General features: G+C 45.8%; 22 protein-coding genes. 5 read left to right on the plus strand and 17 right to left on the minus strand.

Annotated features, from left to right (window positions below; translation table 11 throughout):
* Positions 1 to 56: 56 nt before the first annotated feature.
* Complete coding sequence (locus BIW15_RS19695) at positions 57 to 1,295, minus strand: leucine-rich repeat-containing protein kinase family protein (protein ID WP_179115315.1); 1,239 nt, start codon at positions 1,293 to 1,295, stop codon at positions 57 to 59.
* Positions 1,296 to 1,575: 280 nt separating this feature from the next.
* On the opposite strand from BIW15_RS19695, the gene BIW15_RS19700 reads away from it, so the two are divergent.
* Positions 1,576 to 2,472, plus strand: a complete 897-nt coding sequence (locus BIW15_RS19700) for a 1-aminocyclopropane-1-carboxylate deaminase/D-cysteine desulfhydrase (protein WP_021448889.1) — start codon at positions 1,576 to 1,578, stop codon at positions 2,470 to 2,472.
* A 39-nt stretch (positions 2,473 to 2,511) separates the two neighbouring features.
* On the opposite strand, the gene BIW15_RS19705 is transcribed toward BIW15_RS19700, so the two are convergent.
* Positions 2,512 to 3,054: an isochorismatase family protein gene (locus BIW15_RS19705; RefSeq protein ID WP_179115316.1), complete on the minus strand. Its 543-nt coding sequence runs from the start codon at positions 3,052 to 3,054 to the stop codon at positions 2,512 to 2,514.
* A gap of 150 nt (positions 3,055 to 3,204) precedes the next feature.
* Positions 3,205 to 4,065 (minus strand): LysR family transcriptional regulator, encoded by an 861-nt coding sequence (locus tag BIW15_RS19710; protein WP_024700258.1) that lies wholly within the window; start codon positions 4,063 to 4,065, stop codon positions 3,205 to 3,207.
* A gap of 99 nt (positions 4,066 to 4,164) precedes the next feature.
* On the opposite strand from BIW15_RS19710, the gene BIW15_RS19715 reads away from it, so the two are divergent.
* Both BIW15_RS19715 and BIW15_RS19720 read left to right on the plus strand, forming a co-directional pair.
* Positions 4,165 to 5,229: an HlyD family secretion protein gene (locus tag BIW15_RS19715; RefSeq protein ID WP_031852158.1), complete on the plus strand. Its 1,065-nt coding sequence runs from the start codon at positions 4,165 to 4,167 to the stop codon at positions 5,227 to 5,229.
* 9 nt (positions 5,230 to 5,238) lie between these two features.
* Positions 5,239 to 6,258, plus strand: coding sequence for a DUF2955 domain-containing protein (locus tag BIW15_RS19720; protein WP_077281500.1), 1,020 nt, complete (start codon positions 5,239 to 5,241; stop codon positions 6,256 to 6,258).
* A gap of 90 nt (positions 6,259 to 6,348) precedes the next feature.
* On the opposite strand, the gene BIW15_RS19725 is transcribed toward BIW15_RS19720, so the two are convergent.
* From BIW15_RS19725 to BIW15_RS19740, 4 genes are all read right to left on the minus strand, one after another.
* Positions 6,349 to 7,377 (minus strand): methionine synthase, encoded by a 1,029-nt coding sequence (locus BIW15_RS19725; protein ID WP_005481684.1) that lies wholly within the window; start codon positions 7,375 to 7,377, stop codon positions 6,349 to 6,351.
* Positions 7,378 to 7,407: 30 nt separating this feature from the next.
* Positions 7,408 to 8,382, minus strand: a complete 975-nt coding sequence (locus BIW15_RS19730; RefSeq protein ID WP_005457949.1) for a DUF1852 domain-containing protein — start codon at positions 8,380 to 8,382, stop codon at positions 7,408 to 7,410.
* 296 nt (positions 8,383 to 8,678) lie between these two features.
* Positions 8,679 to 9,602, minus strand: a complete 924-nt coding sequence (locus BIW15_RS19735; protein WP_021484936.1) for a hypothetical protein — start codon at positions 9,600 to 9,602, stop codon at positions 8,679 to 8,681.
* A gap of 152 nt (positions 9,603 to 9,754) precedes the next feature.
* Positions 9,755 to 10,669, minus strand: coding sequence for a GlxA family transcriptional regulator (locus tag BIW15_RS19740; protein WP_025610099.1), 915 nt, complete (start codon positions 10,667 to 10,669; stop codon positions 9,755 to 9,757).
* 110 nt (positions 10,670 to 10,779) lie between these two features.
* Here BIW15_RS19740 and BIW15_RS19745 point away from each other — a divergent pair, with 110 nt between their 5' ends.
* Entirely contained in the window at positions 10,780 to 11,304 is a 525-nt protein-coding gene (locus BIW15_RS19745) for a cysteine hydrolase family protein (protein ID WP_077281501.1), read from the plus strand.
* 121 nt (positions 11,305 to 11,425) lie between these two features.
* On the opposite strand, the gene BIW15_RS19750 is transcribed toward BIW15_RS19745, so the two are convergent.
* The 7 genes from BIW15_RS19750 to BIW15_RS19780 form a co-directional block, all read right to left on the minus strand.
* Positions 11,426 to 12,145 (minus strand): ABC transporter ATP-binding protein, encoded by a 720-nt coding sequence (locus BIW15_RS19750; RefSeq protein ID WP_005457931.1) that lies wholly within the window; start codon positions 12,143 to 12,145, stop codon positions 11,426 to 11,428.
* Between the two features lie 22 nt (positions 12,146 to 12,167).
* Positions 12,168 to 13,451 (minus strand): ABC transporter permease, encoded by a 1,284-nt coding sequence (locus tag BIW15_RS19755; RefSeq protein ID WP_021822609.1) that lies wholly within the window; start codon positions 13,449 to 13,451, stop codon positions 12,168 to 12,170.
* Between the two features lie 2 nt (positions 13,452 to 13,453).
* Complete coding sequence (locus tag BIW15_RS19760) at positions 13,454 to 14,668, minus strand: ABC transporter permease (protein WP_077281502.1); 1,215 nt, start codon at positions 14,666 to 14,668, stop codon at positions 13,454 to 13,456.
* Positions 14,665 to 15,936: a TolC family protein gene (locus BIW15_RS19765; RefSeq protein WP_017633886.1), complete on the minus strand. Its 1,272-nt coding sequence runs from the start codon at positions 15,934 to 15,936 to the stop codon at positions 14,665 to 14,667. The genes BIW15_RS19760 and BIW15_RS19765 overlap by 4 nt, the downstream gene beginning before the upstream one ends.
* Complete coding sequence (locus tag BIW15_RS19770; RefSeq protein ID WP_023585296.1) at positions 15,929 to 17,062, minus strand: efflux RND transporter periplasmic adaptor subunit; 1,134 nt, start codon at positions 17,060 to 17,062, stop codon at positions 15,929 to 15,931. Before BIW15_RS19770 ends, BIW15_RS19765 begins: the two co-directional genes overlap by 8 nt.
* A gap of 227 nt (positions 17,063 to 17,289) precedes the next feature.
* Positions 17,290 to 17,724, minus strand: a complete 435-nt coding sequence (locus BIW15_RS19775; protein WP_077281503.1) for a hypothetical protein — start codon at positions 17,722 to 17,724, stop codon at positions 17,290 to 17,292.
* A gap of 2 nt (positions 17,725 to 17,726) precedes the next feature.
* Positions 17,727 to 18,539, minus strand: coding sequence for a TIGR02594 family protein (locus BIW15_RS19780; protein ID WP_020841003.1), 813 nt, complete (start codon positions 18,537 to 18,539; stop codon positions 17,727 to 17,729).
* 376 nt (positions 18,540 to 18,915) lie between these two features.
* Here BIW15_RS19780 and BIW15_RS19785 point away from each other — a divergent pair, with 376 nt between their 5' ends.
* Positions 18,916 to 19,449, plus strand: a complete 534-nt coding sequence (locus BIW15_RS19785) for a hypothetical protein (protein ID WP_029840610.1) — start codon at positions 18,916 to 18,918, stop codon at positions 19,447 to 19,449.
* A gap of 49 nt (positions 19,450 to 19,498) precedes the next feature.
* On the opposite strand, the gene BIW15_RS19790 is transcribed toward BIW15_RS19785, so the two are convergent.
* The 3 genes from BIW15_RS19790 to BIW15_RS19800 form a co-directional block, all read right to left on the minus strand.
* Positions 19,499 to 20,014 (minus strand): protein disulfide oxidoreductase, encoded by a 516-nt coding sequence (locus BIW15_RS19790; RefSeq protein WP_025521472.1) that lies wholly within the window; start codon positions 20,012 to 20,014, stop codon positions 19,499 to 19,501.
* Positions 20,011 to 22,122: a protein-disulfide reductase DsbD gene (locus BIW15_RS19795; protein WP_077281504.1), complete on the minus strand. Its 2,112-nt coding sequence runs from the start codon at positions 22,120 to 22,122 to the stop codon at positions 20,011 to 20,013. Before BIW15_RS19795 ends, BIW15_RS19790 begins: the two co-directional genes overlap by 4 nt.
* A gap of 61 nt (positions 22,123 to 22,183) precedes the next feature.
* Positions 22,184 to 22,582 (minus strand): hypothetical protein, encoded by a 399-nt coding sequence (locus BIW15_RS19800; protein ID WP_143694965.1) that lies wholly within the window; start codon positions 22,580 to 22,582, stop codon positions 22,184 to 22,186.
* Between the last annotated feature and the right edge of the window lie 130 nt (positions 22,583 to 22,712).

Genomic DNA, 22,712 nt, shown 5'->3' on the forward strand with positions numbered 1-22,712 from the left:
GTATCAAAACGGGCAGTTCAGTTCGATACCTCTTTCTTATTCGATTGAATGAAATCTTATGCCGCAAGCGCAACTAGTCGTTCGAATGCTTGCGATGCCGATTCCGACGCTTCACACACAGAAAACACATCTTCGATAAAGTACTTCAACGCTCTGGATTCAATGGCTCTGATTGCAGCTTGCTGCTCGTCCGATAAATAGCCGTAAATGCTCGCCGCGCCAAAGTCACCGAAGATCATCTCCCCTTGTTCGTTCACCAACGTATTGTGCGCATACAAATCACCATGACACACCTTGTTGTCGTGTAGGTGATTAAATACGTCCACCATCTGCTCAACAATAGAATTCACTTGCTCGACTGTCAGCGTAAACCCTTGTGGGAACGTATCTCGGGTGCAGGTTTCCAACGTTGGTGGCAAACCTAAGTTGTAGTAACTGTTTGGAATCAGCTCCATCACCAAAGCAAGCTCTTTACCGTCATCCACTTGCGCAATGGATTTCACTAGGTTGTTGTGATGCCCAGCTTGCAAACACGCTTCAAGTTCATCATGAGGGTAACCGTCACTGGTGACCTCGCCCTTGAACACTTTTACCGCAACTTCACTCGGGAAGTCGTATTGAGCATCAGTCCAGTTAGCATGAGAAATCACGCCACTTGCCCCTTGGCCGAGAACATGGTTAAGCGAGTAACTGTTTGTGGTCACTTTCGGCACACTGTTTAGCGAAGATGGGTGTTTGCAGAATGGATTACCTGCAAAAGCAAACCATGCCAATTTAGGTAGCTTCATCAACACATCCGGAAAGTGCTCTAGCTGGTTCGCCGAGAGACGAATCAGTTCCAAATTAACTAAGTTTTCCATGCTACGTGGCAGTCGTTTGATGCGATTCCCCGCCAGTGCAAGCTTTCTTAAGCGCGGTCTTTCACCCAGACTGTTTGGCAGCGTTTCAATCTCGTTGTCAGTCAGGATCAGCCAACGTAACTGACTTGGTAGTGAGGCTTCACTCACCACTTTGATCTTGTTGGTTTTAAATCCAACCATCTCAAGGTTTGGCAGCTTGCCCAATACCTCTGGTAAATGGGTGAACTGATTATTGGAAGCAAAAATGATTTTTAGTTTGGCCAGCTGTTCCAGTTCTTGTGGCAAATCTGACAATGCGTTGCCGGATAAATCTAACACTTCAAGCGAGTCTGCAAGCTCTAAAATTTCCATAGGGAACTCAGTTAGCCCTTCCGCCAACTTCAGTTGTTTTATTCCTACTAATTGTCCTGTTTTTAATTGTTCTAGAATCTGCAAAACCAAGCCTTCTGATTGAATGGAAATAAGCGGCGTAGTGTACGTGGCTTGAGGCAGAAAGGCGAGTCATGGGATTGAATACCATGGAATCAAAGCAACCAAAGGATAGAAGTGAAACCATTGCAATGGTATTACAGCACCGGTGAGTGCGAGTCAAAACATCAGGAACAACCGAAATGGTTGTACTGAAACACAGACTTTTTATCTGGGTTTAATGGCGTTACACTACGCGCCCTTTTTAAATGGCAAAGGTGACACGGTTTATTCCGTCAGCATCGACATGAAACTCTCAGAAAGTCCTATCACCCAACATAGCTTTAATGGGCGCAAATTTTTCCTTAAACGTGACGACATGCTCCACTCCCACTTTTCTGGGAACAAAGCACGTAAGTTTATGGCGTTAATGGAAGAGCAAAATCCCGACATCACCACGTTAATAAGCTTTGGCTCCGCTCAATCTAATGCCATGTACTCGCTAGCGGCTCTCGCCCAGATTAAAGGTTGGGCATTTGAGTTTTATGTTCATCACATTCCATCTTGGCTAAAAAACTCCCCCATCGGAAACTATCGCGGCGCTCTCGATTTGGGTATGAAAATCACCGCCATGCAAGACATCGGTAGCGAACTCCACCCTAATGAATACATCCACCAGGTACGAAGATTAGATGAGTCGACATTGCTTATTCCTGAGGGTGGACGTTCCCACCTCGCTGAAGCTGGCATCAAACAGTTAGCACGAGAAATTCTTGATTGGACGCGATTGAGAGGTAAAGAACAGTTTACCGTCGCCCTGCCATCAGGCACTGGCACGACCGCTTTATATCTTCATAAACATTTAAGCCCACACGGCATAGAAGTGCTAACTTGCCCTTGCGTAGGCAATGCAGATTACTTAACTGAGCAGTTCAACCAGCTCGGTGAAAACAGCCACCCAACCATTTTAACCGTGCGCAACAAACACCATTTTGGTCGCTTGTACGAAGAAGATTACATCACATGGAAAGCGCTCTTTGAGCAAACCGACCTCGAATTTGACCTGTTATACGACCCGTATATGTGGCAATGCCTCACCCCTTGGTTGGAAGAGAACACAGATAAAACGGTGATTTATATTCACCAAGGCGGGTTACTTGGCAACGAGTCGATGTTGCCAAGATATCAACGAGAATTTGAATAGCGTGTTCAGATAAAGTTGTTGCTGATTACAGTGATTCCACTATTTGATGAGCGCCAGAATTTCTTTGAATTCAGGTGCTCGGCAATCTTCGACCATTTCATACAAACACATTTCTAGCCCAGTGAGCACCACACCGTTAGCGGTTAACTTCGCAAGAGCGAGCGCCTTATTGGCAGCGGTTCGGGAAGATACACAATCCGTGACTAATTCAACGCGATAACCGGACTGACGCAGAGAAACCGCGGTTTGATAGACACAAATGTGGGATTCAATACCGCAAACCAACCAGGTATCAACTTTCGCGTTCTCCACCGCGACCTTAAACGTCTCCTCTTTGCAACCATCAAACGTGTACTTGGTAATAGGTAAATGCGTGCTTTCAAGCACTTCACGAATCGGCTCCGCGGTTAGGCCCAACCTTTCTGGATTCTGTTCTAGCCACAGAATAGGCAAATCTAGTGCTTTGGCGCCCTTTACCAGTTTCGTGATATTTTCAATCAGTGCGTCGCTTTCATGCATTAATGTAGCGAGTTTGCCCTGAACATCCACCACAATCAGGCCCGTGTTTCCTTTCGACAACATTTCCATCTCCTATCTTGTGCGACCACAAACCATACTCAATAAGTTGAGTAACAGTTAATCTATCAGAACCCTTTCATGTTAGAGCAATAAAACCTAGAAAGATGACCTTCGCTCACACATTTGCCCTTAGTTAAGTGTGGTTTGAACTGACTATTTAAATTTCTCTCGAATTAGTTCAATCAAGGCTTTGACTTTATTAGGCAGAAATAAGGCTGAGGGATAAATCAGAGTAAGATGCTGCTTCGGATGTGCAAATTGAGGCAGCACCTCGACCAACAAACCGTCTCTCAGTGCAGGCTTGGAATGAATTTGAGGAATAAACGCGATGCCGTTTCCTGCTATCGCCATCGAGCGCAGCAAGTTGAGGTCATCCGAACGCAACGCCACATGCAAATCTGAATCGAGCAAATCGGCATTGTAACGATTAGTTAAAAGGCGATGCTGCTTAAGATCTTCCACCGTTTTTACTGGCGGATGCGATTCTAGATAGGCTTTTGACGCAACAAAGTGACTACGATAAGGCAAAAGACTGAACTGCACATAGCTGTCATCGGTGACTTTGACCACGCTCGGAAGAAGCTGTAAATCAAACGATTGACGCTTGAGATCGACACTCTCTTGATGGTTTTCAATCTCGACCGAAACCTCCGGATACCGCGTTGTGTACTCGGTGATGATCGCGTTAAACGCGGCAGAGCTCATCAATGCGGAAGGAATGGCTAAACGCACCTTGCCCGTCAGCTCTTGTTGATATTCATGCATGGCATTTAAACCTTGCTGAATATGGTCAATAGGCTGCCCCACCAACTCAAACAAGCGTTTCCCGTGCTCCGTCAACTCAATGCTGCGTGTTGTGCGGATCAAAAGCTGTACCCCGAGCGATTTCTCTAATTCTTGCAGGCGACGACTCACTTTTGAGCGTTGTAGTTGATTCGCCTCTGCCGCTGCACTTATACCGCCGTGAACCACCGTCTGAGTGAATAGGTAAATATCATCAAAACTAACGTTCATTGTCCTATTTTTAGGTCATTTATGTTCGTATTATCATTCTACTGAATTGTGAGTGACTTCTCTATAATCCGCTATCCAATATGTTTAACGGAACTTGTAATGACGGCTGACCAAAAATTCAAACACTGGATGCGAACTTTGATTGTCCTGTTCATCGTACTATTTTTGTACATTATCATTGCTGACCGCCACGCCCCCTTAACGACCGAAGGACGAGTGCAAGGATACGTTGTCCAAGTCGCACCCGAGGTATCTGGTAAAGTGACCGACGTTCTCATCGAGAATAACCAGTCCGTTCAAAAAGGCGATGTGTTGTTTACGATTGATGATCGTAAATACAAGATAGCGCTTGAACAGGCGGAGCTGTCTCTGCAATCCGCTTATGAAAAAGAAGCAACGCTGTATTCTCAACGCGAAGCCGCTCTTGCCAATATTGCCCGCGCCCAAGCGACATTTGATAATGCGCACCGCGAGTACACCCGCTTACTGACACTATCGAAGCAGAAAGTCATCTCTCAATCGACACTCGATAATGCCTTTGCCCAAAATCAGGTATCACGTGCAGCGCTTAAAGCGGAAAGACAAAACTTAAAAGTCATTGAGGCGCAATTAGGCGATCAAAAAGGTCAAAGCACCGCCGTTCGAATTGCCAAAAACGGCATCGAAAAGGCGCAACTTGATTTGGCAAATACCGCGGTACTCGCTCCCAGTGATGGTGTCGTGACCAACCTGCAACTAGAAGTTGGCACGATGGCAAACACCAACATGCCATTGCTGACATTTGTACCAACAGGATCACTCTGGGTAGCCGCTGATTTTCGTGAAAAATCCGTCGCGAACGTAGACAAGACTTTCCACGCCTTGGTCACATTTGATGCCAACCCAGGTTCGGTGTACGACTTTGATTTAGCTAGCCGCGATTACGGTGTAGCAGCCGCACAACAAACGCCTAATGGCGCACTAACCAAAGTGGAAGTGAACAACCGCTGGGTACGTGATGCGCAGCGTACACGAGTGAACCTAACCAGCAGCGAAGAGTTACCACCAGCGCTGTTTGTCGGCTCTCGCGCTACCATTGTTTTGTACCCAGACAACAGCATTTTCTGGCAGTGGATGGCGCAAGCACAGATTCACCTCGCAAGCTGGTTCCACTTCATTTACTAGGCGGCGACAATGAAAACCTTACGAATTTGGTTCGGCTGCTCTTTAGGGCTTGCGCTAAGCATGGTCTTCGGTTGGTCTTACGGATTTTTTGCCATCATGATGCCGCTGTTTATATTGGGCAGAATGGACAACTTTAATATTTCGGCTTTATTGATCGTGTTTTTCTCTGCGGTGTGGACAACCATACAAGCCACATTTTTGCTGGAATACTTGCAGTTTCATCCAACATTAATGACCGTTGCCGTCGGAATCATGATGCTGTTCAAGTGCATTGCAATGATGAACCAGAAAACCTATTTGTTTGGTTACATGGGGCTGTTGGTGGGTTCAATTGTGTTGAATTTTGCCAGCTATAACTTCATGGATATTGAAGAGTTCAACGTCAACATGTGGGTGATGGCGTTCAGCAATATTTTTGTTTGCGCATTCGCGTATTGGTTGTTCCCGGAGCCAAAATCCCCCGCCGAGCACATTGAGATGTCGACCCCAGTAAAAAGCGATATTGACTACATCAGCCAAGTTGCTATGGGTTGGGTAGTGGCGATGGCGGCATTTATCGTATTCCAAGTAGCGGACTTATATGACTCGCTATCCGCACAAGCTTCCATTTTGATCATCCTAACCCCAATGACTTTAGCGGGCTCGCTCGCCATGGCAAAAATTCGCATCATCGGTACCGCACTAGGCTGCATCGCAGGGATGGCTGTTCAGCTGATATTGGGCAGTTGGTATGGGCATGGGCTACTCTTTTGGCTCGCCTTTACCATTGCAATGGGGCCATTCTGCTTGTGGCTCACCAAGGGGCAAATTAAAGCGGCTATCGCGTTTTCTGCCATGTCTGCCCTATCGGTTCCGCTGACGACCTCGTTGGTGCCAGAACAAAAAGACGCGTTCTTTTCGATCTTGTACCGTTTCAGCTCGATTTTCGTTGCGGTTCTGCTCACCGCGATGGTGATGTGGGTGGTGCATCACTGGATTCGTGTGATGTTGCTAAAGCATCCTGAAGTTCGACAGCTAGAAATGAACTAGCGCGAAGTTACAACGTCTGTTTTAAGAAAAAAACCAAGAACCGAGCTCTTGGTTTTTTTGTTTATCTAAGGGGAAAATATTTTGAATAACTTAAGCAGACAGCTCTCTACGAACAATCTCCGCTCCCGCACTTAGCGCATTGAGCTTGGCGGTTGATACTTCACGAGACAAAGGCGCCATACCACAGTTGGTACATGGGTAAAGCTTGTCGGCATCAACGTACTTCAACGCCTCTCGCAGTGTATTCGCCACTTCTTCTGGCGTTTCAATTTCGTTGGTTGCAACGTCAATCGCACCAACCATCACTTTCTTACCGCGAATCAACTCAAGCAACTCAATAGGCACTCGTGAGTTATGACATTCGAGCGAGATAATATCGATATTCGACTGCTGCAACTTAGGGAATACTTCTTCGTATTGTCGCCATTCAGTGCCTAGCGTTTGCTTCCAATCCGTGTTCGCTTTGATGCCGTAGCCATAGCAGATATGCACCGCCGTTTCACATTTCAGCCCTTCAATCGCACGCTCTAAACATGCAATGCCCCACTCGTTCACATCATCGAAAAACACATTGAACGCAGGCTCATCAAACTGAATGATGTCGACACCTGCCGCTTCAAGCTCTTTCGCTTCTTGATTGAGGATCTTCGCAAATTCCCAAGCCAGCTTCTCACGGCTACCGTAATGATCATCATAAAGCGTGTCGATCATCGTCATAGGGCCTGGCAGCGCCCACTTGATAGGTTGCTTAGTTTGCTGACGCAAGAACTTGGCATCTTCAACAAACACGGGCTTTGTGCGGCTTACTGGGCCAACCACAGTCGGAACACTTGCTTCATAACGGTTGCGAATGGTCACCGTTTTGCGGTTTTCAAAATCTACGCCGCTTAAATGCTCAATAAAGGTCGTCACAAAATGTTGGCGAGTTTGCTCGCCATCACTGACGATATCAACGCCTGCCAGTTCTTGTTCTTGCAAAGCGACACGTAGCGCATCGCGTTTGCCATCAATCAGTTCTTCACCTTGCAGTTTCCACGGTGACCAAAGTTTTTCTGGTTCTGCCAGCCAAGAAGGTTTCGGTAAGCTGCCAGCCGTTGAAGTCGGTAATAGTGTTTTCATCGTCATTCCTTTCTAGATTCTCGTTGTCGATTACGCGTAGTTTGCAGACCATTGTTCAAGCACAGATTGATAAGGTTTGATGAAATGCTCCTCGGCAAATTTCCCTTGTTCAATCGCCAGTTGGCTGCGCTCTTCTCGGTCGTAAACGATTTGAGTTAGCGAGTGGTCTAGGTTTTTTAGGTTTGGCTGGTAGCAATTACCGGCAACCGCGTTGGCATTGTAAATCTCAGGTCGGTAAATCTTCTGGAATGTCTCCATCGTGCTAATCGTACTGATAAGCTCTAGGTTTGAATAATCGTTCAACAAGTCACCGAAGAAGTAGAATGCCAATGGTGCGACACTGTTTGGTGGCATAAAGTAGCGCACCTGTAAGCCCATCTTTTTGAAGTACTGCTCCGTCAACGAAGATTCGTTCGGCTGATATTCAAAGCCCAAAACAGGATGTTGGTTTTCGGTGCGTCGGTATACCTTGTTGTCCGATACGCTCAGACAAATCACCGGCAGCTTTTTGAAATGCTGTTTGTAAGACTCAGAATTAACGAAAGCTTTGAACAGTTTGCCATGCAAATCACCGAAGTTAGCTGGGATGCTGAAACGGGGCTGGTTTTTGTTGTGGTCCAACAGCAAAACGCTAAAGTCGTAATCACGAACGTATGAAGAGAAGTTGTTGCCCACAATGCCTTCGATGCGCTCGTTAGTGTTGTGGTCAACAATGTTGGTTTTGAGCACTTCAATTGATGGGAAGGCTTCGCCACTGCCTTGGATATCCATATCAACAGAGATGATTTCAAGCTCTACTGAGTAGCGGTCACCTTGCGCATTATCCCAATGTGCCAACGCATTAAAACGATTGTCGATCATTCGGAGTGCATTGCGCAGATTCTCTCGGCGGTAGTTTCCACGAGCCAGATTAGCAAAGTTGGTAGTGATTCGCGTGTTGTCTGATGGTTGGTAATTCTCATCAAAACGAATGCTTTTGATAGCAAATGTGAAATCGTTATTCATCGTGAGTTGGTATCCTATTTCCTTAGATAAAGCAGACTTTTCCTAACTCTGCGCATGGGGATATTTTTGTTTTTTGGTTTTCCCAATCGTTAGGTTGCGCAGCGTTCACGACGAACAGTTCGTACTAAAAACGGTGGTCGCAGTGCCTAAAACCAGAGCAGTCCGTTTTTTATACTTGCTTCACGAGTTGAATAATATTGGTATTGTTTCACATTGAACATGAAAGAAATTCATGGCTGGAGAAATGGATAGAGTTCTAGCTTTTAATTGCATACTGATATTGATATTAAAAGTCTTTACCCAAATATTTTATTAATCGCATTGCGAAACACGTGCGATCTTTCATGAAGCCAATCAGCAGATATATCCCAGTTTGACGGTTCACTGGTATCAATTTTTAAATCATCTGAAGGAAAACTTCGATGTTCTCCTATGTTGTCACAGTCCCCGACTAATTGGATAAATTCATCAACATGAGGCGCTAGACGCGATTGTATTTCTTCACACGTCGTTCCTCGTGGCCCTCGCAAAAACACACCGACACTATTACGAGATTTATATAAAGAGATAAACAGATCTATTCCTTTCGCTGTCGAAAGCCAGTTTGATGAAGTGCTGTTAATTTGAAGCCCTAAGTTCTCATCCTGAGGATAACGTCTCAAATAATTTTGCCAAAACTCTCTTCGTTCAGTAGAAAACTGAGAGGACTCCCCTGTCTTTTGTCGAATGTTTTTTTGCATGTTTCTCTCCCATTGATTTGGACGAGCCAAAACATCGAAAACAGGTGCAGGCAAGCTATCGCTTATCCTAACCACACGAAGACGTATAGCGAAGAAGGAAAATTGCTCAGAAGTATGTTCATTGAGCCAGTTAATAGCGGACAGATGAGGTTCTCTAAAATCAGTTGCAATCCAAATTACAATATCGGCATTCAAACCTGATAAATAAGTAAGAATTTGTCCCAAATGAGAGTGATCCGTAGCGGCAAGTTGGTTTTCAATCAGTACAAAACGCCCAAGGATATCTCGCGCAAGAATGTCTGCAGAAAACGGTCCTACTGATACTTCCGTTCCCTCTGATTCCAATTGCAACCCGATAGCTTCGCCAAGTTGATCTAAGTTTTCAGATAGCCAAGGAGTGAAGTCATGCGCCTCGTGTTGCCATGCATCTCGCGGAGAAACATCGATTAATTTACCAATTTCATTTAAAGAGTTGGCCATATTCTATCCTTGTTATCATTGAGTCATCACTGACGATATAGGTAGCTAATTTAATACTAAATGACTTATTCAAATTAAGACAAAGTAGAACATGGAAAAATATTGCATGTAGTTGTCTGACTCTCATGAAACATGTTCTTTGAAAACAAGACTCAAGCAAATCGTTTTCTAAACTCTCGCGGAGTTAAACCAATGACGTTTATGAAAACCTTCCTACAGGCGCTCGTATCCTCGTAACCAACTTGATGGCTTATAGAATCAAAGGAATGTTGTGTGCTTTCTAACAAATTACATGCGCTCTGAATTCTAAGACGCTGCAAGTATTGATTAGGGTTGTATCCTGTCGCTTTCAAAAATCGTCGTTGCATCGTGCGTTCGGTAAGGTTGGCTTGCTTTGCTAACTGCTTTATGGACAAAGGCTCTGCATAGCGCTGATGCATGATTTGTTGAATGGAAACAATCGCATAATCACCGTGAGAAAACGATGGATGAAACTGTTGGTAGTAGCTCTGCGCTCGCTGAGCGGTATCAATAACCAGCGTTTTTCCAAGCTGACGAACAACACTTGGCGAAGCGTATTTCGCGATCAGCTCAAAGCCAAGATCTAACCATGACATCATCCCACCTGCCGTTACTATGTCACCGTGATTGATCAATATCTTATTGCTATCTAGCGCAATGCTAGGAAAGGCTTGGGAGAATGTTTCCGCCAATGCCCAATGGGTCGTGACCTCTCTCGAATCGATCAAGTTGGTTGCGGCAAGAATGAATACTCCGGCACATGCAGAAGATAACACCGCCCCTTGTGAGTAGTGCGCTTTAAGCCATCGAATCAACGCATCATCAGGAGCTAAGTAGTAATTATCAAGTGACGCAGGTGGCAACAAAACAACCGTTAGTCTTTCTGCGGTTAGGTCTGTATGTGGAATTAAAATCGGCTCAAACACAACCTCAATGTTCTGCTCCTTACATATTCTGTTGGCCAGCAAAAACATCTCTTCAAAGCCATAAACTGCCGACTTCAATACTGAGGGATACTCGCAGATTCCAATCTTTATTTTGATCATCTTTAATTTGTCGTTTTTGACTTCTTTTATGTCATTTTAGACTCTAAAAATAATGCAGCAAGTTACTCATAATTTGACAAGACGAGAACCCAAATCAGCAGGAATTGAACATGAGCAACAGCGCATTACTTGTAATCGATATACAAAACGACTATTTCCCGAATGGCCGATTTCCTTTGTGGAATACCGATGCCACTCTGGACAACATTAAGCAGTTGATGGCGAAAGCCAAAGCACAAGATATCCCGATATTCCTTGTTCAACATGTATCTTCGGCCCCTAAAGGGAAAGCGCCTTTCTTTGAGGAAGGCAGTGTTGGTGTGGAGATTCATCCCGACGTCATCTCAATATGTCCTGACGCCGAGATTATTCAAAAACAGCACGCTGACAGTTTTTGTCAAACGGACCTCGAACAAGCGCTAGAAAGGAACGGCGTAGATGAATTGTTGATCTGTGGAATGATGACGCAAAATTGCGTGACACATACGGCAATTTCAAAAGCAGCGGAAAAATACAACGTTTCCATCATTGAAGATTGTTGTACGACGACCGATCAAATGATTCATAACATTGCTTTAAGTGCGGTATCTATTCGAGTACCTCTATTGGCTTCTTCCGACGTGCTTTTAAAATAAACGCCCAACAGAAAAGTTAACCAGTATTATTTGCCCGTTAGCTCTCATACCAATCGAACTTAGGCAGTTATGGTGTCAGTATCCATAGCTGCCCAAATTCAAATCATCGATCTTATTTAGCTTAGCAGTGAGAAATTGCGTTCTCCTTCCCTATCGGTGCTCTATCCGAAATCACCTTACCATCTTTGATCGTGATGATGCGCTTGGTACGTTCTGCGAGGGCGTTATCGTGCGTCACGATGATCAGCGTTCTACCTTCGGCGTGGAGTTGGTTGAACAAGGCTTCAATCTCTGCGCCGGATTTTGAATCCAATGCACCCGTTGGTTCATCCGCTAAGATGATTTGCGGATCGTTGACCAAGGCTCTTGCAATCGCAACTCTCTGCTTTTGACCACCAGAAAGCTGGTTTGGTTTATGGTCTAAACGATCCCCTAACCCGACTTGCTCTAGCAATTTAGCTGCGCGCTGGCGACGTTCTTTGGCCTTAATACCAGAATACACCAATGGCAGCGCCACATTATCGAGCGCCGTCGCGTATTCCAATAAGTTAAAGCTTTGGAAGACAAATCCAATCTTTTGGTTACGAATGCCAGCCAGCTCATTCGCACTTAAACTTGCGACGTTTTGGCCGCCAAGTTGGTACTCGCCATCGGTGGGCTTATCTAAACAGCCGAGCATGTTCATCAACGTTGATTTGCCTGAACCGGACGGGCCAAGGATCGAAAGAAACTCGCCTTGATTGATGGTTAAGTCTACGCCGTCTAGCGCGCGAACTTCCGCCTCCCCGCTTGAGTAGTATTTACAGATGTTGGTCAGCTCAACAAGCGGCTTGTTCGACATGTACTCTCCAGAGTTATTGTTGTTATTCACTTTGTAGCGCCTCCAACGGGCTGACTTTTGCGGCTCGGTTTGCAGGTAACCATGCAGATGCCACACCAATGATCACTAAGGTGAGGATGACAATCGCGACAACGACCCACGACAACTCAGGGACAGGTTTACCCAGTTGTTCATAAAAGGCATTGCCCTCTAAAGGAATGGAACTGATGGCAGACACCAGCGCGTACGTCACGGCTAATCCAAGCGCCCCCCCCATCATCATTGTCAATAAAGACTGTACTAAATAGTGCATGCGAATAGCCGTTGGGGTTGCACCAACAGCCATTCGTACGCCGATATCACGCGTAGATCGCTTTACGGTGGCATACATCACATTGGCGATGCCAACGCCAGCAACAGCTAACGTCACGAAGCCGATAATGCCAAGAAAACTCTGCAAACCTATCAGAAATTGCTGCATACTCTTTTGCTTAAGGAACATATCATCGACTTGGACGACCTGTTCATCACTGACACTTGCCCCGTGTTTACGGGCAATCACTTGCCTGATCGTCTTTGCTAAGGCTTCTCGGTCTACATCCGCTTGTGGCTGCACATTGATGCCACCAATTTCACCGTTGACATGAAATCGCTTCCACGTCGCTAACGGCACAAAGCTGGAATAGTTGATAAGATCCCCCAGTTCTATTTGAGCGCTGTTTTTCTCCAATACGCCCACAACGGTGAACTCCTCATTGCCGATTTTTACCTTTTTCCCCACAGGGTTGAGTTGCAATGTGACTGTCGCAAACCAACTAAAGTCCTCATTCGGGTTGAATAAGTCGGCTGCCAGTTCATAACCCAGTACAACGACTTTGCGCGTCTCTTTTTGATCGAGTGGATTTAACCATCGTCCCCCCGCCATCGGCACCAAATTGGTCATGGATTGAAACTCGCTCGTGACTGCTAACGGCTCTTGCCATGAGCTTCTGTCACCAACGGTGATGCGCTCTTTCCACTTCGCAGTTGGCGCAACGCTTTTTACATCGGGTAATGCTCGAACGACCTCTGAATCGTCCATTTTTAATGTCAGAAACTTACCTTGGTGAAACGCACCGTGGTCGACGGTGGCCATCCCTCCGGTCAAATAGATCAAGTTGCCGTTACCATTTTGTGCGGTTTTCAATACGCCCTGACGAATGCCCTCACCTACCGCCAACATAGCAGCGATACAGAGGGTCGCCCACGCTACAGCCAGAATGGTCAAACCCAATCTCAGCTTTTCTGCGGCCATTTCTTGGAAAATTTGTCTCATCGGTAACAACATGACTAGACCCTCGCACTCAAAGCAATGACTGGCGTGAGACGCGATGCTCGCCTTGCTGGGAAATACGATGCCATCAATGCCAAGATAAGCGTCACAAGTAAAGACCAAGCAATGGAATCTGGCGTGATCACAGGTAAACCCATCCATTCCGGTAATGCCATGCTGCTTAGGACAGACACCACGGCATACGAAAACATCAGACCTAATGCCGTGCCCACAGCTACCAAAATAAGCCCTTCAAGAATAAACTGACTGAGTATGGATTTTTGAGTCGCCCCGATCGCCAAACGCACACCGATTTCACGCGTGCGCTCCGTGACAGATAAAAACATGATGTTGGCAACGCCAAGCGCACCGACCGCCATGGTCATCGCACCGCTCGCTCCGAGAAAAATCTGAATGCCACGCAAAATTCCACTGATGACCGCCGCACCTTCACTAAAATCGGGTAATTCGACCGCATCTTTATCACTTGGGTCAAAATGAAGCTGCTTGGCGAAAAAGTTCACGATATTTTGTCGAAACGACGGTGCATCCATCCCATCTCTTGGCTTCATCAATACCATCCAAGGTTTCGCATCCCACAAATCGCGGTACGTTGTTTGAGGAATGAAAACCGTGCGGCTATCGCCGAATGAAATGCCAGTGTCCTCACCGACGGTTATCCCAATAACCAAGAACGGAATGCCATTGACTTTGAGCCTATCCCCGATTTGGATTCCGCCCATTTGCGCAATTTGATCGCCTAACACTGCCACGCGAGTGTGGTTGTTCATATCACTTGGTGACAGGTTTCTCGAACCGGATTGCAGCTTGCGTTGCACTAAAGGAAAGTAAGACGTATCAATACCGCTGACCGTACTCGATAAGTTCTGTCCTTTGAGATTGGTGATATTCGCATCCCATTTGGCGTAAACGCTTGACGCCTGTTGCACGAAGCCCGACTGTTTGATCATGTCGACTTTTTCTTGTGGAATATCAATTTGTCGTCTTGAAGCTAACCCTTGCCACGGTTTACTGGTACTCGACGGAAACACCACTTGCACATTGTTGATCATAAATGAAAACGACTGGGTCTGATGGCGATAAAAGCCTTCGCCAAGTGCGATTAACACCACCACAGAGATCACGCCCCAAGCAATCGCGATAATGGCTAGCACGCTCTTCATACGGTGCGCCATCAACGTTTGCCAAGTTTGCTGCAACAGGCTGCTCATGAATGAAAAGCTCGAGAGATCAACGCCATTGTATCGTCATCGAGTTTCCCTGCGGTTTGCAGTAAGCCGATTCTCTTACGCCAGTAGCTGTACAAGTTGGTTTGCAGACTGTTTTTCGCCTCAAACAAGCTGTTGTGTGCGCTGATAACTTCCGACACTTCAAGCAGACCAGCGTCGTAAAGTTTCTCTTTGCTTTGCAACACTCTGGCGCGCGACTCAACCAGCTCGTTCGCTATTAAAACTTGATTCCAGTTGATATCGACCTGCGTAAACTGCTGAATAACTCGTTTCTGAATATCAATTTCCACTCTACGCATATCTTGCTTGGCACTTAAAATGTTCAACGATGCTTCGTCCACTTTCGCTCGCACTGCACCATTGAGGTCAATCGGCAAACTCAAACTAATCCCAGCGTTAAACTCGCCGTTTGAACGATTGTCACCATCGCTGTAGCCCACACTGCCTTTGACGGTCGGGTAGTATCCACCTTTAGCTGAATCTTTCGCGAACTCGCTCGCTTTCACCATCTGCGCCGCCACCAACAGCTCTGGACTACTGTCTTTCGCCAGCTTCAGCCATTGCTCCTGAGAGTCCACCAGCATCGGAGGCTGAATTAAAGAATCCGTTCGAATTTGGTCGACACTCTCCGGCATTTGATTGATTAACGCCGCAAGCTCTGCTTTTTTCACTTCGAGATCGGCTTTTGCATTGAGGATACTTGCTTGCTCAGAGACTTGATTCGCTCGCATCTCTTCAACATCAACCGACTTCACTTTGCCTGCTCGATAGCGTTTCTCAATGATGTTGAGAAGTTCTTTCCCCTCCTCCAGCTTGGACTGCGCCAATTTGAGGTCGCCCTGTGCGCTTGCCACATCTAGGTAAGCGGTGAGCAACTTCTGCGCAAGCTCGTTATGTGATTGAGATAGCTCTAACTGTGCTTTGAGATAATTGGCATTCGCTTGATCCAGTTCCGACCACAAACTGCTATCCCAAATAGTTTGAGATAAGGTAGCGCCGTAACTGTTGGAATGGCTTGAGGACTCATTCCAATCCGCTGACGCACTGGCACTTAAACCCGGCAATAACGCACTGCGGCTACTCTGTACGCCAACCTCGCCAAGCTGGACGCCAATTTTCGCTTTTTCGTAATTTGGATCGTTCTGCTTTGCTTGTTGCCAAGCTTGTTCAATAGAAATTGCGTAGGTCGGCAAACTGAGCGTGGCAGCCAACAATGCAAAGGCGATTTTTGATCGTTGCAGCTTAACCATGCGCCGCTCCCATCATGCTGTTGTCGATAACCTCTTCATCAAGCTCCACGCCATCAAGCACTTCGACATTGATGCCATCTGACAGACCGAGTTTCACCGGTTGTTTATGAAACCCTTGTTCTGAGCTGTCGGGGATCAGAACATTCGGTGCGTCACCATCAAATTGCAGAGCGCGCTCCGGTAGAGTGAGCACGTTTTCAGACTTCTTCAGAATGATTTGAGCCGTCGAAGAAAAACCCGAACGAAGCAATACATCTTGTGGGATCTTGAGTTCTCCCACTTCAACCTCAAAACCGTTATCAAAACTTTTTGCCGAAGCATTGCCCTCTGGTGAGTTGAGGTTCTCAGATTGAATCGCCACTTTGGTTAGCACACCAGAAATCGCCACATCAGGATAAGGCGCAACCGTCAACATAACGGGCATTCCCGGAGACAACTGCGCAGCATCATGCTCACTGACGCTACCTTTAAAAATCAGACTGTTCATGTCGGCCAATGACATCATTTCAGTCGCGGCTTGGCTTGATTGAGTCGAGATGATCGGCTCTCCGACCTCTACTTTCTGGTTGAGTACTGTGCCATCAATTGGCGCGTAGATCGTCGACGTTAAACGCGCATCGCCGATAGACGCCTCACCACTGCGGATGAGTTCGAGATTCTGGCGCTTTTGCAATACGTCCGCTTGCGCAGATTTGACTGCCGAGCGCGCACTTACGTATTCGTCGTAGTTACTTGGAATAATGTCCTGCTTGACCAAGCTTTCTAAGTTGGACAGTTTTTGTTTGGCGGATTCCAGATCGGCTTCGCTACGCATGAGTTCTGCCGATGCATCCGTTAATGCTTGGGGAGTTGGGTTTGGACGCACTTTGATCAGCGGCTGGCCTTGCCTCACCTTTTCACCAACTTTCGCGTAAATTTCACCGACGATACCGTCGATTTGTGACTTGATAGACACAGAGTGTGCAGGGACAATTTTACCAACAGCCACCGCTTGTTTTTCAATCGTGCCTTTTTCCACAATCAATGTAGGCAGCAATTCTGGTTGAGCGGCAGATTGGAGATAGAAATACGTACCACCGCCGAGCAGCGCAATGCTCACAGCGGAGACAAGCCAACGTTTCGTCATTATTTATTCCAACAATTATTGGGTAGTCTAATGACTACTCCTAAAACACAAAGTTGAAGGAATAATATCCTGCTTTAATAGCGGTTTGGTTGTCACAGTTGGTAAGGCTTTGTCAGTCGACTCTGACAATCAAAGACCAAAAAACCTCGACGAATCATTCAGCAAAGACGCTGTCTACGATGGCGACTAACATGCTCTGTAACCGCTCGTTTCAACCACCACCCATTTTATTTTGAACAATGTGCAAAATGGTGCTGTTCTATATCTAAGTGAGCAGCTGTTTCTTGAGCGTATAATATATTCTCTTGATTAGCCTCAAACTCAGCCCCCGTCCCAGGCCAATAATATGTATCTTTATCATGACATAGAGTGAGAATGACAGGATCATGGTGTATATTGGGCTCATCTCCTAGCTCGCCATACATACTGAAAGTAATCTCAGACCCAACGTCTCCACGAAGTTTCTGAATCACTTCTGCTTGAACTTTAAAGAGCACATCTTCCTCATGTTCAGAAAATTTTTCAAAACCTGTAACTTTCACCACTGCAGAATAGGGCGTTTGGAATATCGCATCTTTGAGTGCCTCATTCTGATAGTACACTCCCTCTGAAGCACAAGCTGATAAGCTCACACAACCTAACAAACTTATAAATTTCTTCATATTTAACTTTCCGTTCCTGCTAAAGCAGAGCCTTTTGTATATACAGGTAAAGTGCCTTTTGTTTCATCGTAGTTACTCGGCACTACGAATTTGTCCCAAACATCAATAGAGTACTTTGCTATATTGACTTGGTTGTTTTGGTTTCCTCCTAACATGTACAAATGCCTCCCATCTGGGCTCTTTCCCACTACAAAAGCAACATGCCCGCCACCTTTTCTCGATTTAATCCCTAGAGCTCCATGTATAGGATCTGAGATGTTTTTACCAAAACCCTTCCACTCCTTTGCTCGATAAGCTTCTTTTACTGGAGTGATTCCGTGTTGTTTAAAAACCCAAGCGGCAAACGAACCACACCAAGCATTTTGACCTCCAGAGTCATCAGTCCCCCAAAACTTAGATGCCGTAAAATACTCTAAAATCCTTGGGTTGGCTTTAGTACCTGAAACTTCTTTTTGTCCAATTTCTCCCAACGCTGTTTTCATCCAAGGTACTTTGGTTACTAGCTTTTGAGCATCATGAGAATCATTTTTCACTGAGCTATTGGATGGTAACCCGTTGAGCTTACGATGAGTTTTACCATTTACATCAATCCGACCATCTGGCTTTACCATATAAAGCAGCTTACGCTGACACACTTTTATTGCCTCTACTGTTTTCGATAAATGAGGGCTCCGCCCTAACGAGCCATCAACAACCAACAGTCGGGTAAACCCTATTCTCTTTTGGTTATCATTTAAAAATTGTTGAACTGCTTTAACATCATTTTTAGAGTTAGTGCCATTTATACCAACAGAACCACGGATTTTTAGTCCCATTCTCATTACCTTTATAGCTAATCATATACTTAAGAAAGTACGCCTTAGCGTGACAACAATAAAGATGAAATATTTTTTATACGATTAGCCATACGAGGGAAATTAGGTGTTGAAAATATAGATTACAAATAAACTCAACTCATATCACTAAAAACACCTATCTAACATCTTTTGGTAACGCTTCAAAGCAGAACAGCCGGATGTTTTTAAACTACACGTATTAGTAGATGATAAACTGTATGTGAAAGAACACTTAAATTAACATAACAAACCTATCGCTTATTATTTTTCATTTAAATAATGATTCTTATTTTTAATATCACTCTATAATTAAAGTGCTCAAATTCTCATGTTGTATTAACTTGAGGTTTAATTTATGAAACTAATTCCTTATTTAACTGCTGTTGTTTCGGTCAGCTGCGCTTTTGGCGCATTCGCAGCCGATGATTCAAAAGCACTTTTAGAAGATGCACTGAGTGCAGCGCCACCGACTATTCGCGATAAAGTAACGGTGATGGACTGGAACAATAACGTTCTTCAAGAAGGTTCTAGCCAATACACTTGCTTCCCAACGCCACCTCAATTGGAAGGCATTGCTCCAATGTGTATGGATGGTCCTTGGATGGAATGGGCAGACGCTTGGATGAACAAAAAACCTTTCCAAGCCAAAGCATTAGGCATTTCTTACATGTTAGCGGGTGATGGCGGTGCCAGTAACACCGACCCATTTGCAGAAGGGATGACGGACGATAATCAATGGATTGTGGAAGGACCACACTTGATGATTATTACCCCAGACCAAGCGTTACTCGACTCTCTACCAACCGATCCAAGTTATGGTGGCCCATACGTGATGTGGAAAGGCACTCCATACGCACACATTATGATTCCCGTTGGAGCGAGAAAATAAAAATAAAAAATCCGATATTCAGTATTTTGAATATCGGATTTTTATTTCGTTATCGAGCCAACCAAATTCTCGCCAATATTCCTATCGGCGTTGTGATGCCTGTCGTAATAGAGGTCACTTCACCATTTCTTAAAATATAAATGGTTGGAGTCACGCTAATTTTCCATTCACGCATAATATCGCTTGAAGGATCGTTTATGTTTTCAAAACGATATTCTTTTGCCTGCATAAACTGCGCCACACGCTCATTTGGCCCTGATGAGCCAGAAACACCAACTACGGCATAGTCATCACTCAGCAAGCTCACGCTTGGGCTTACAAATTTACAAGCGGGACACCAAGTCGCCCAAAAATAAACAACGACAGGTTGTTCATGACTTTGTGCGATTGCATCGAAGTATTCACCATCGCTCAATACGGAGCTCAATGGTGGTGCCTCCTGTTTGGGAATATCTTTGGTGCGATACCAATCCATCGCGATAGAAATAACGGTGACAATGAGCACCATCTGTACGATTTGAACGAGCCAATATCGGACTGTTCTACGCTGCTTTGTCGAACTCATTGAATGGCTCCCCCACTCGCTTGTTTCACGGCGCTTAAAACAACATCATCAGTCAGAATCACAGGTAACGGGATACCTTGTGGCGCCGCCGGGCCATAAACGATGTTAAACGGCACACCGTAACGCCCATGAGCTCGTAAAAAGTCCGTTACCGAGCCGTCCGGATGCGTCCAATCCCCTTTTAATGTCGCCACATTAGGGCTTTGCAGCAATGAGTAGACAGGATCTTGCCAGATCACGCCGATCTTGTTCGCTTTACACGTGACACACCAATCCGCAGTCACATCCACAAACACCACTCGCCCATTATTGACGTGCTGTTTGATCGCCGAGTTGGAAAGCTTCTTCCATGATAAGTCCTTAGGAAGCGGTGTCGCCCATTGATTTGCGGTGACACTGCCAAGTAGCAGCCCGCCAGCGATTAAGATAAGCGATGCAGAGCCTGATACCACTAGTGCTTTATCGCCATGAACGCGTTTAACGCGAATCATCAGAACAATAAACGCGACTAGACCGGCGAGAATGACCCAAAACACTGGCAGGTGATTGGCCATCAAAGACAGTAGCCAAACGCTGGTGGCCAACATCATCACACCAAATACGTTTTTGACCACATTCATCCACTGACCCGGCTTCGGCAATTTAAGCGCAATGCTTGGGAAAATTGCCACCATAATCCAAGGCAACGCCATCCCCAAAGCTAAGGCGGTGAAAATTGCAAACAGCGTAACTACATCGGCACCCAAAGCAAACGCCACGGCTGTTCCTAGGAAAGGCGCAGAACACGGCGTAGCAAGCAAGGTTGCAAACATCCCTTGCACATAGTGTCCAGCTAACGAGTTGTCGCCTTTCGACGCGAGCCATGTACTGGAGCCAGACGAAAGACGGATTTGAAACAGTCCTAGCATGTTGGCGCCAAACAAACCTGTCACCAGAACCATCAATCCTAAAAACCAAGGACTTTGGAACTGAACGCCCCAACCAATGGCATTACCTGTTAGCTTGAGCACCAAAATAAAACCAGCGAGAATCCAAAACGACGTTAAGATGCCAAGTGAAGACGCAACAAACTGAGCGCGGATTTGACGACGCTCGATACCTTGAGCGGCAACAATACTACTGAGCTTCATCCCCAAAACCGGAAGAACGCAAGGCATGATGTTGAGAATCAAACCACCGAGCAAAGCGAACAGAAAAATACTCACTACAGACGTGCTCGGCAGTGGGTCTACTATCGCCTCAGCTATTGCTTGAGTGGTTTCTTCTGCCAACAAGTTGGCGTCTTTGATGGTCACAAACAGCGACTGATCACTTAACTCCACATCGCCTAACCAAGTATCCACCAAATAGCTCGCGGTAACGGTATTTCCCTCTTGATGTATAGCTTCAAGCTTGAAGCTATAGTCTCGCGTTGCCTCATCGACACCGTCCACCAACACTTGTGGTTGGTTCCAACCTTGAGTGTTCGTGAGCTTGATTTGCAACTTCGATTGGTTTGCATCCCAACTTGCTTGAGTGACATCAATAAACGGCGATGGCTGGGGCACATTGCTCACCGCTTGGGCGTAACTGAACATCACCTGCTCGTCGATTTGCAGCTCAGAAGGCAGGAAGGTCAGTTGAATTTGATAGTCCGTCAACACACAGATGGTGGTGCAGGAAGAGAGCGTGAGCACTGCATCAATCGTGACGGGTTTCGACATATTGTCGATATGCAGCGTCATTGGGAACAAAGTGTCACCTTTGTAACCGAGAGTCTCAATGCCCAATAACTCGAACTTTTGCGGATATGGCCATTGCCAATCAACCTTGCTCAGGTTTTGCGAGTTTTGCCAATCTATCGATGGCGCAACACCACCCTCGCCCGGCGATCGCCAATAAGTTTTCCAGTCTCCGGTTAACTTGACATCCAAATAACCAGTGAGCGTTTTTGCTTGCGGATCTTGTTGACCAGTCAAAACAAAACGCGTTTGCACAGGTGGATGCTGTGGATTGGTCATCCATCCCGTGTCAGTAGTTTGCGCCGAGAGAGTAAGAGAGAACAAGCCCAATACCAACGCCATAAAGAATATGGACGCGAGTTGAGTCGCTTTAGTAATGTGATTCATAGTGATTCCTAATTAATAACAAGTGTAGAAAATGGCTGGCGTTTTCGGCCAGAATCACTTGTCATTCTCGGAACACACAAAAGGTAAGATGAATTCGATGCTTGTCGTAGATGGGCTCAGTCCATTGCCTCGCGTTAACAAAGGCACTGCATCGCCAAACTGTGGCTAAAACAATGCCAATGAACAAAACGACAATGAAGGCTTCGAGCTGATGCTGGGTAAACTGAATCAACTTTTCAGACAGTTCACACTTACTCGGCTCTTTGACTTTATCAGCTTTCACAACATGAGCATCATCGCTAGATAAAGCAGAAACCAAGGTTTGTTCATCACTCATCGAGCATGCCGAAACCAAACCAGAATTTTGCATCAGACACACGACGATGACCCAGCCAATCATTGCTAGCAGCCATTTCGCGCGCTTTTGAGGCGTGCCTTGTCGTGAAATCAATAAGCTCATAAAAAGTCAGATAAAGATGGAAACGCAGAAAATAATACGCAAGTTGTCGTAAAGCTCAAGTCGTTCGACCTTGCTTGCCGATATGATTGGTAAATAATTGTGATAACCTTAAACCCATCGCTTTTTGCAA

The sequence above is a fragment of the Vibrio sp. SALL6 genome (assembly GCF_002002385.1).
GTDB classification, from domain to species: Bacteria; Pseudomonadota; Gammaproteobacteria; order Enterobacterales; family Vibrionaceae; genus Vibrio; species Vibrio parahaemolyticus.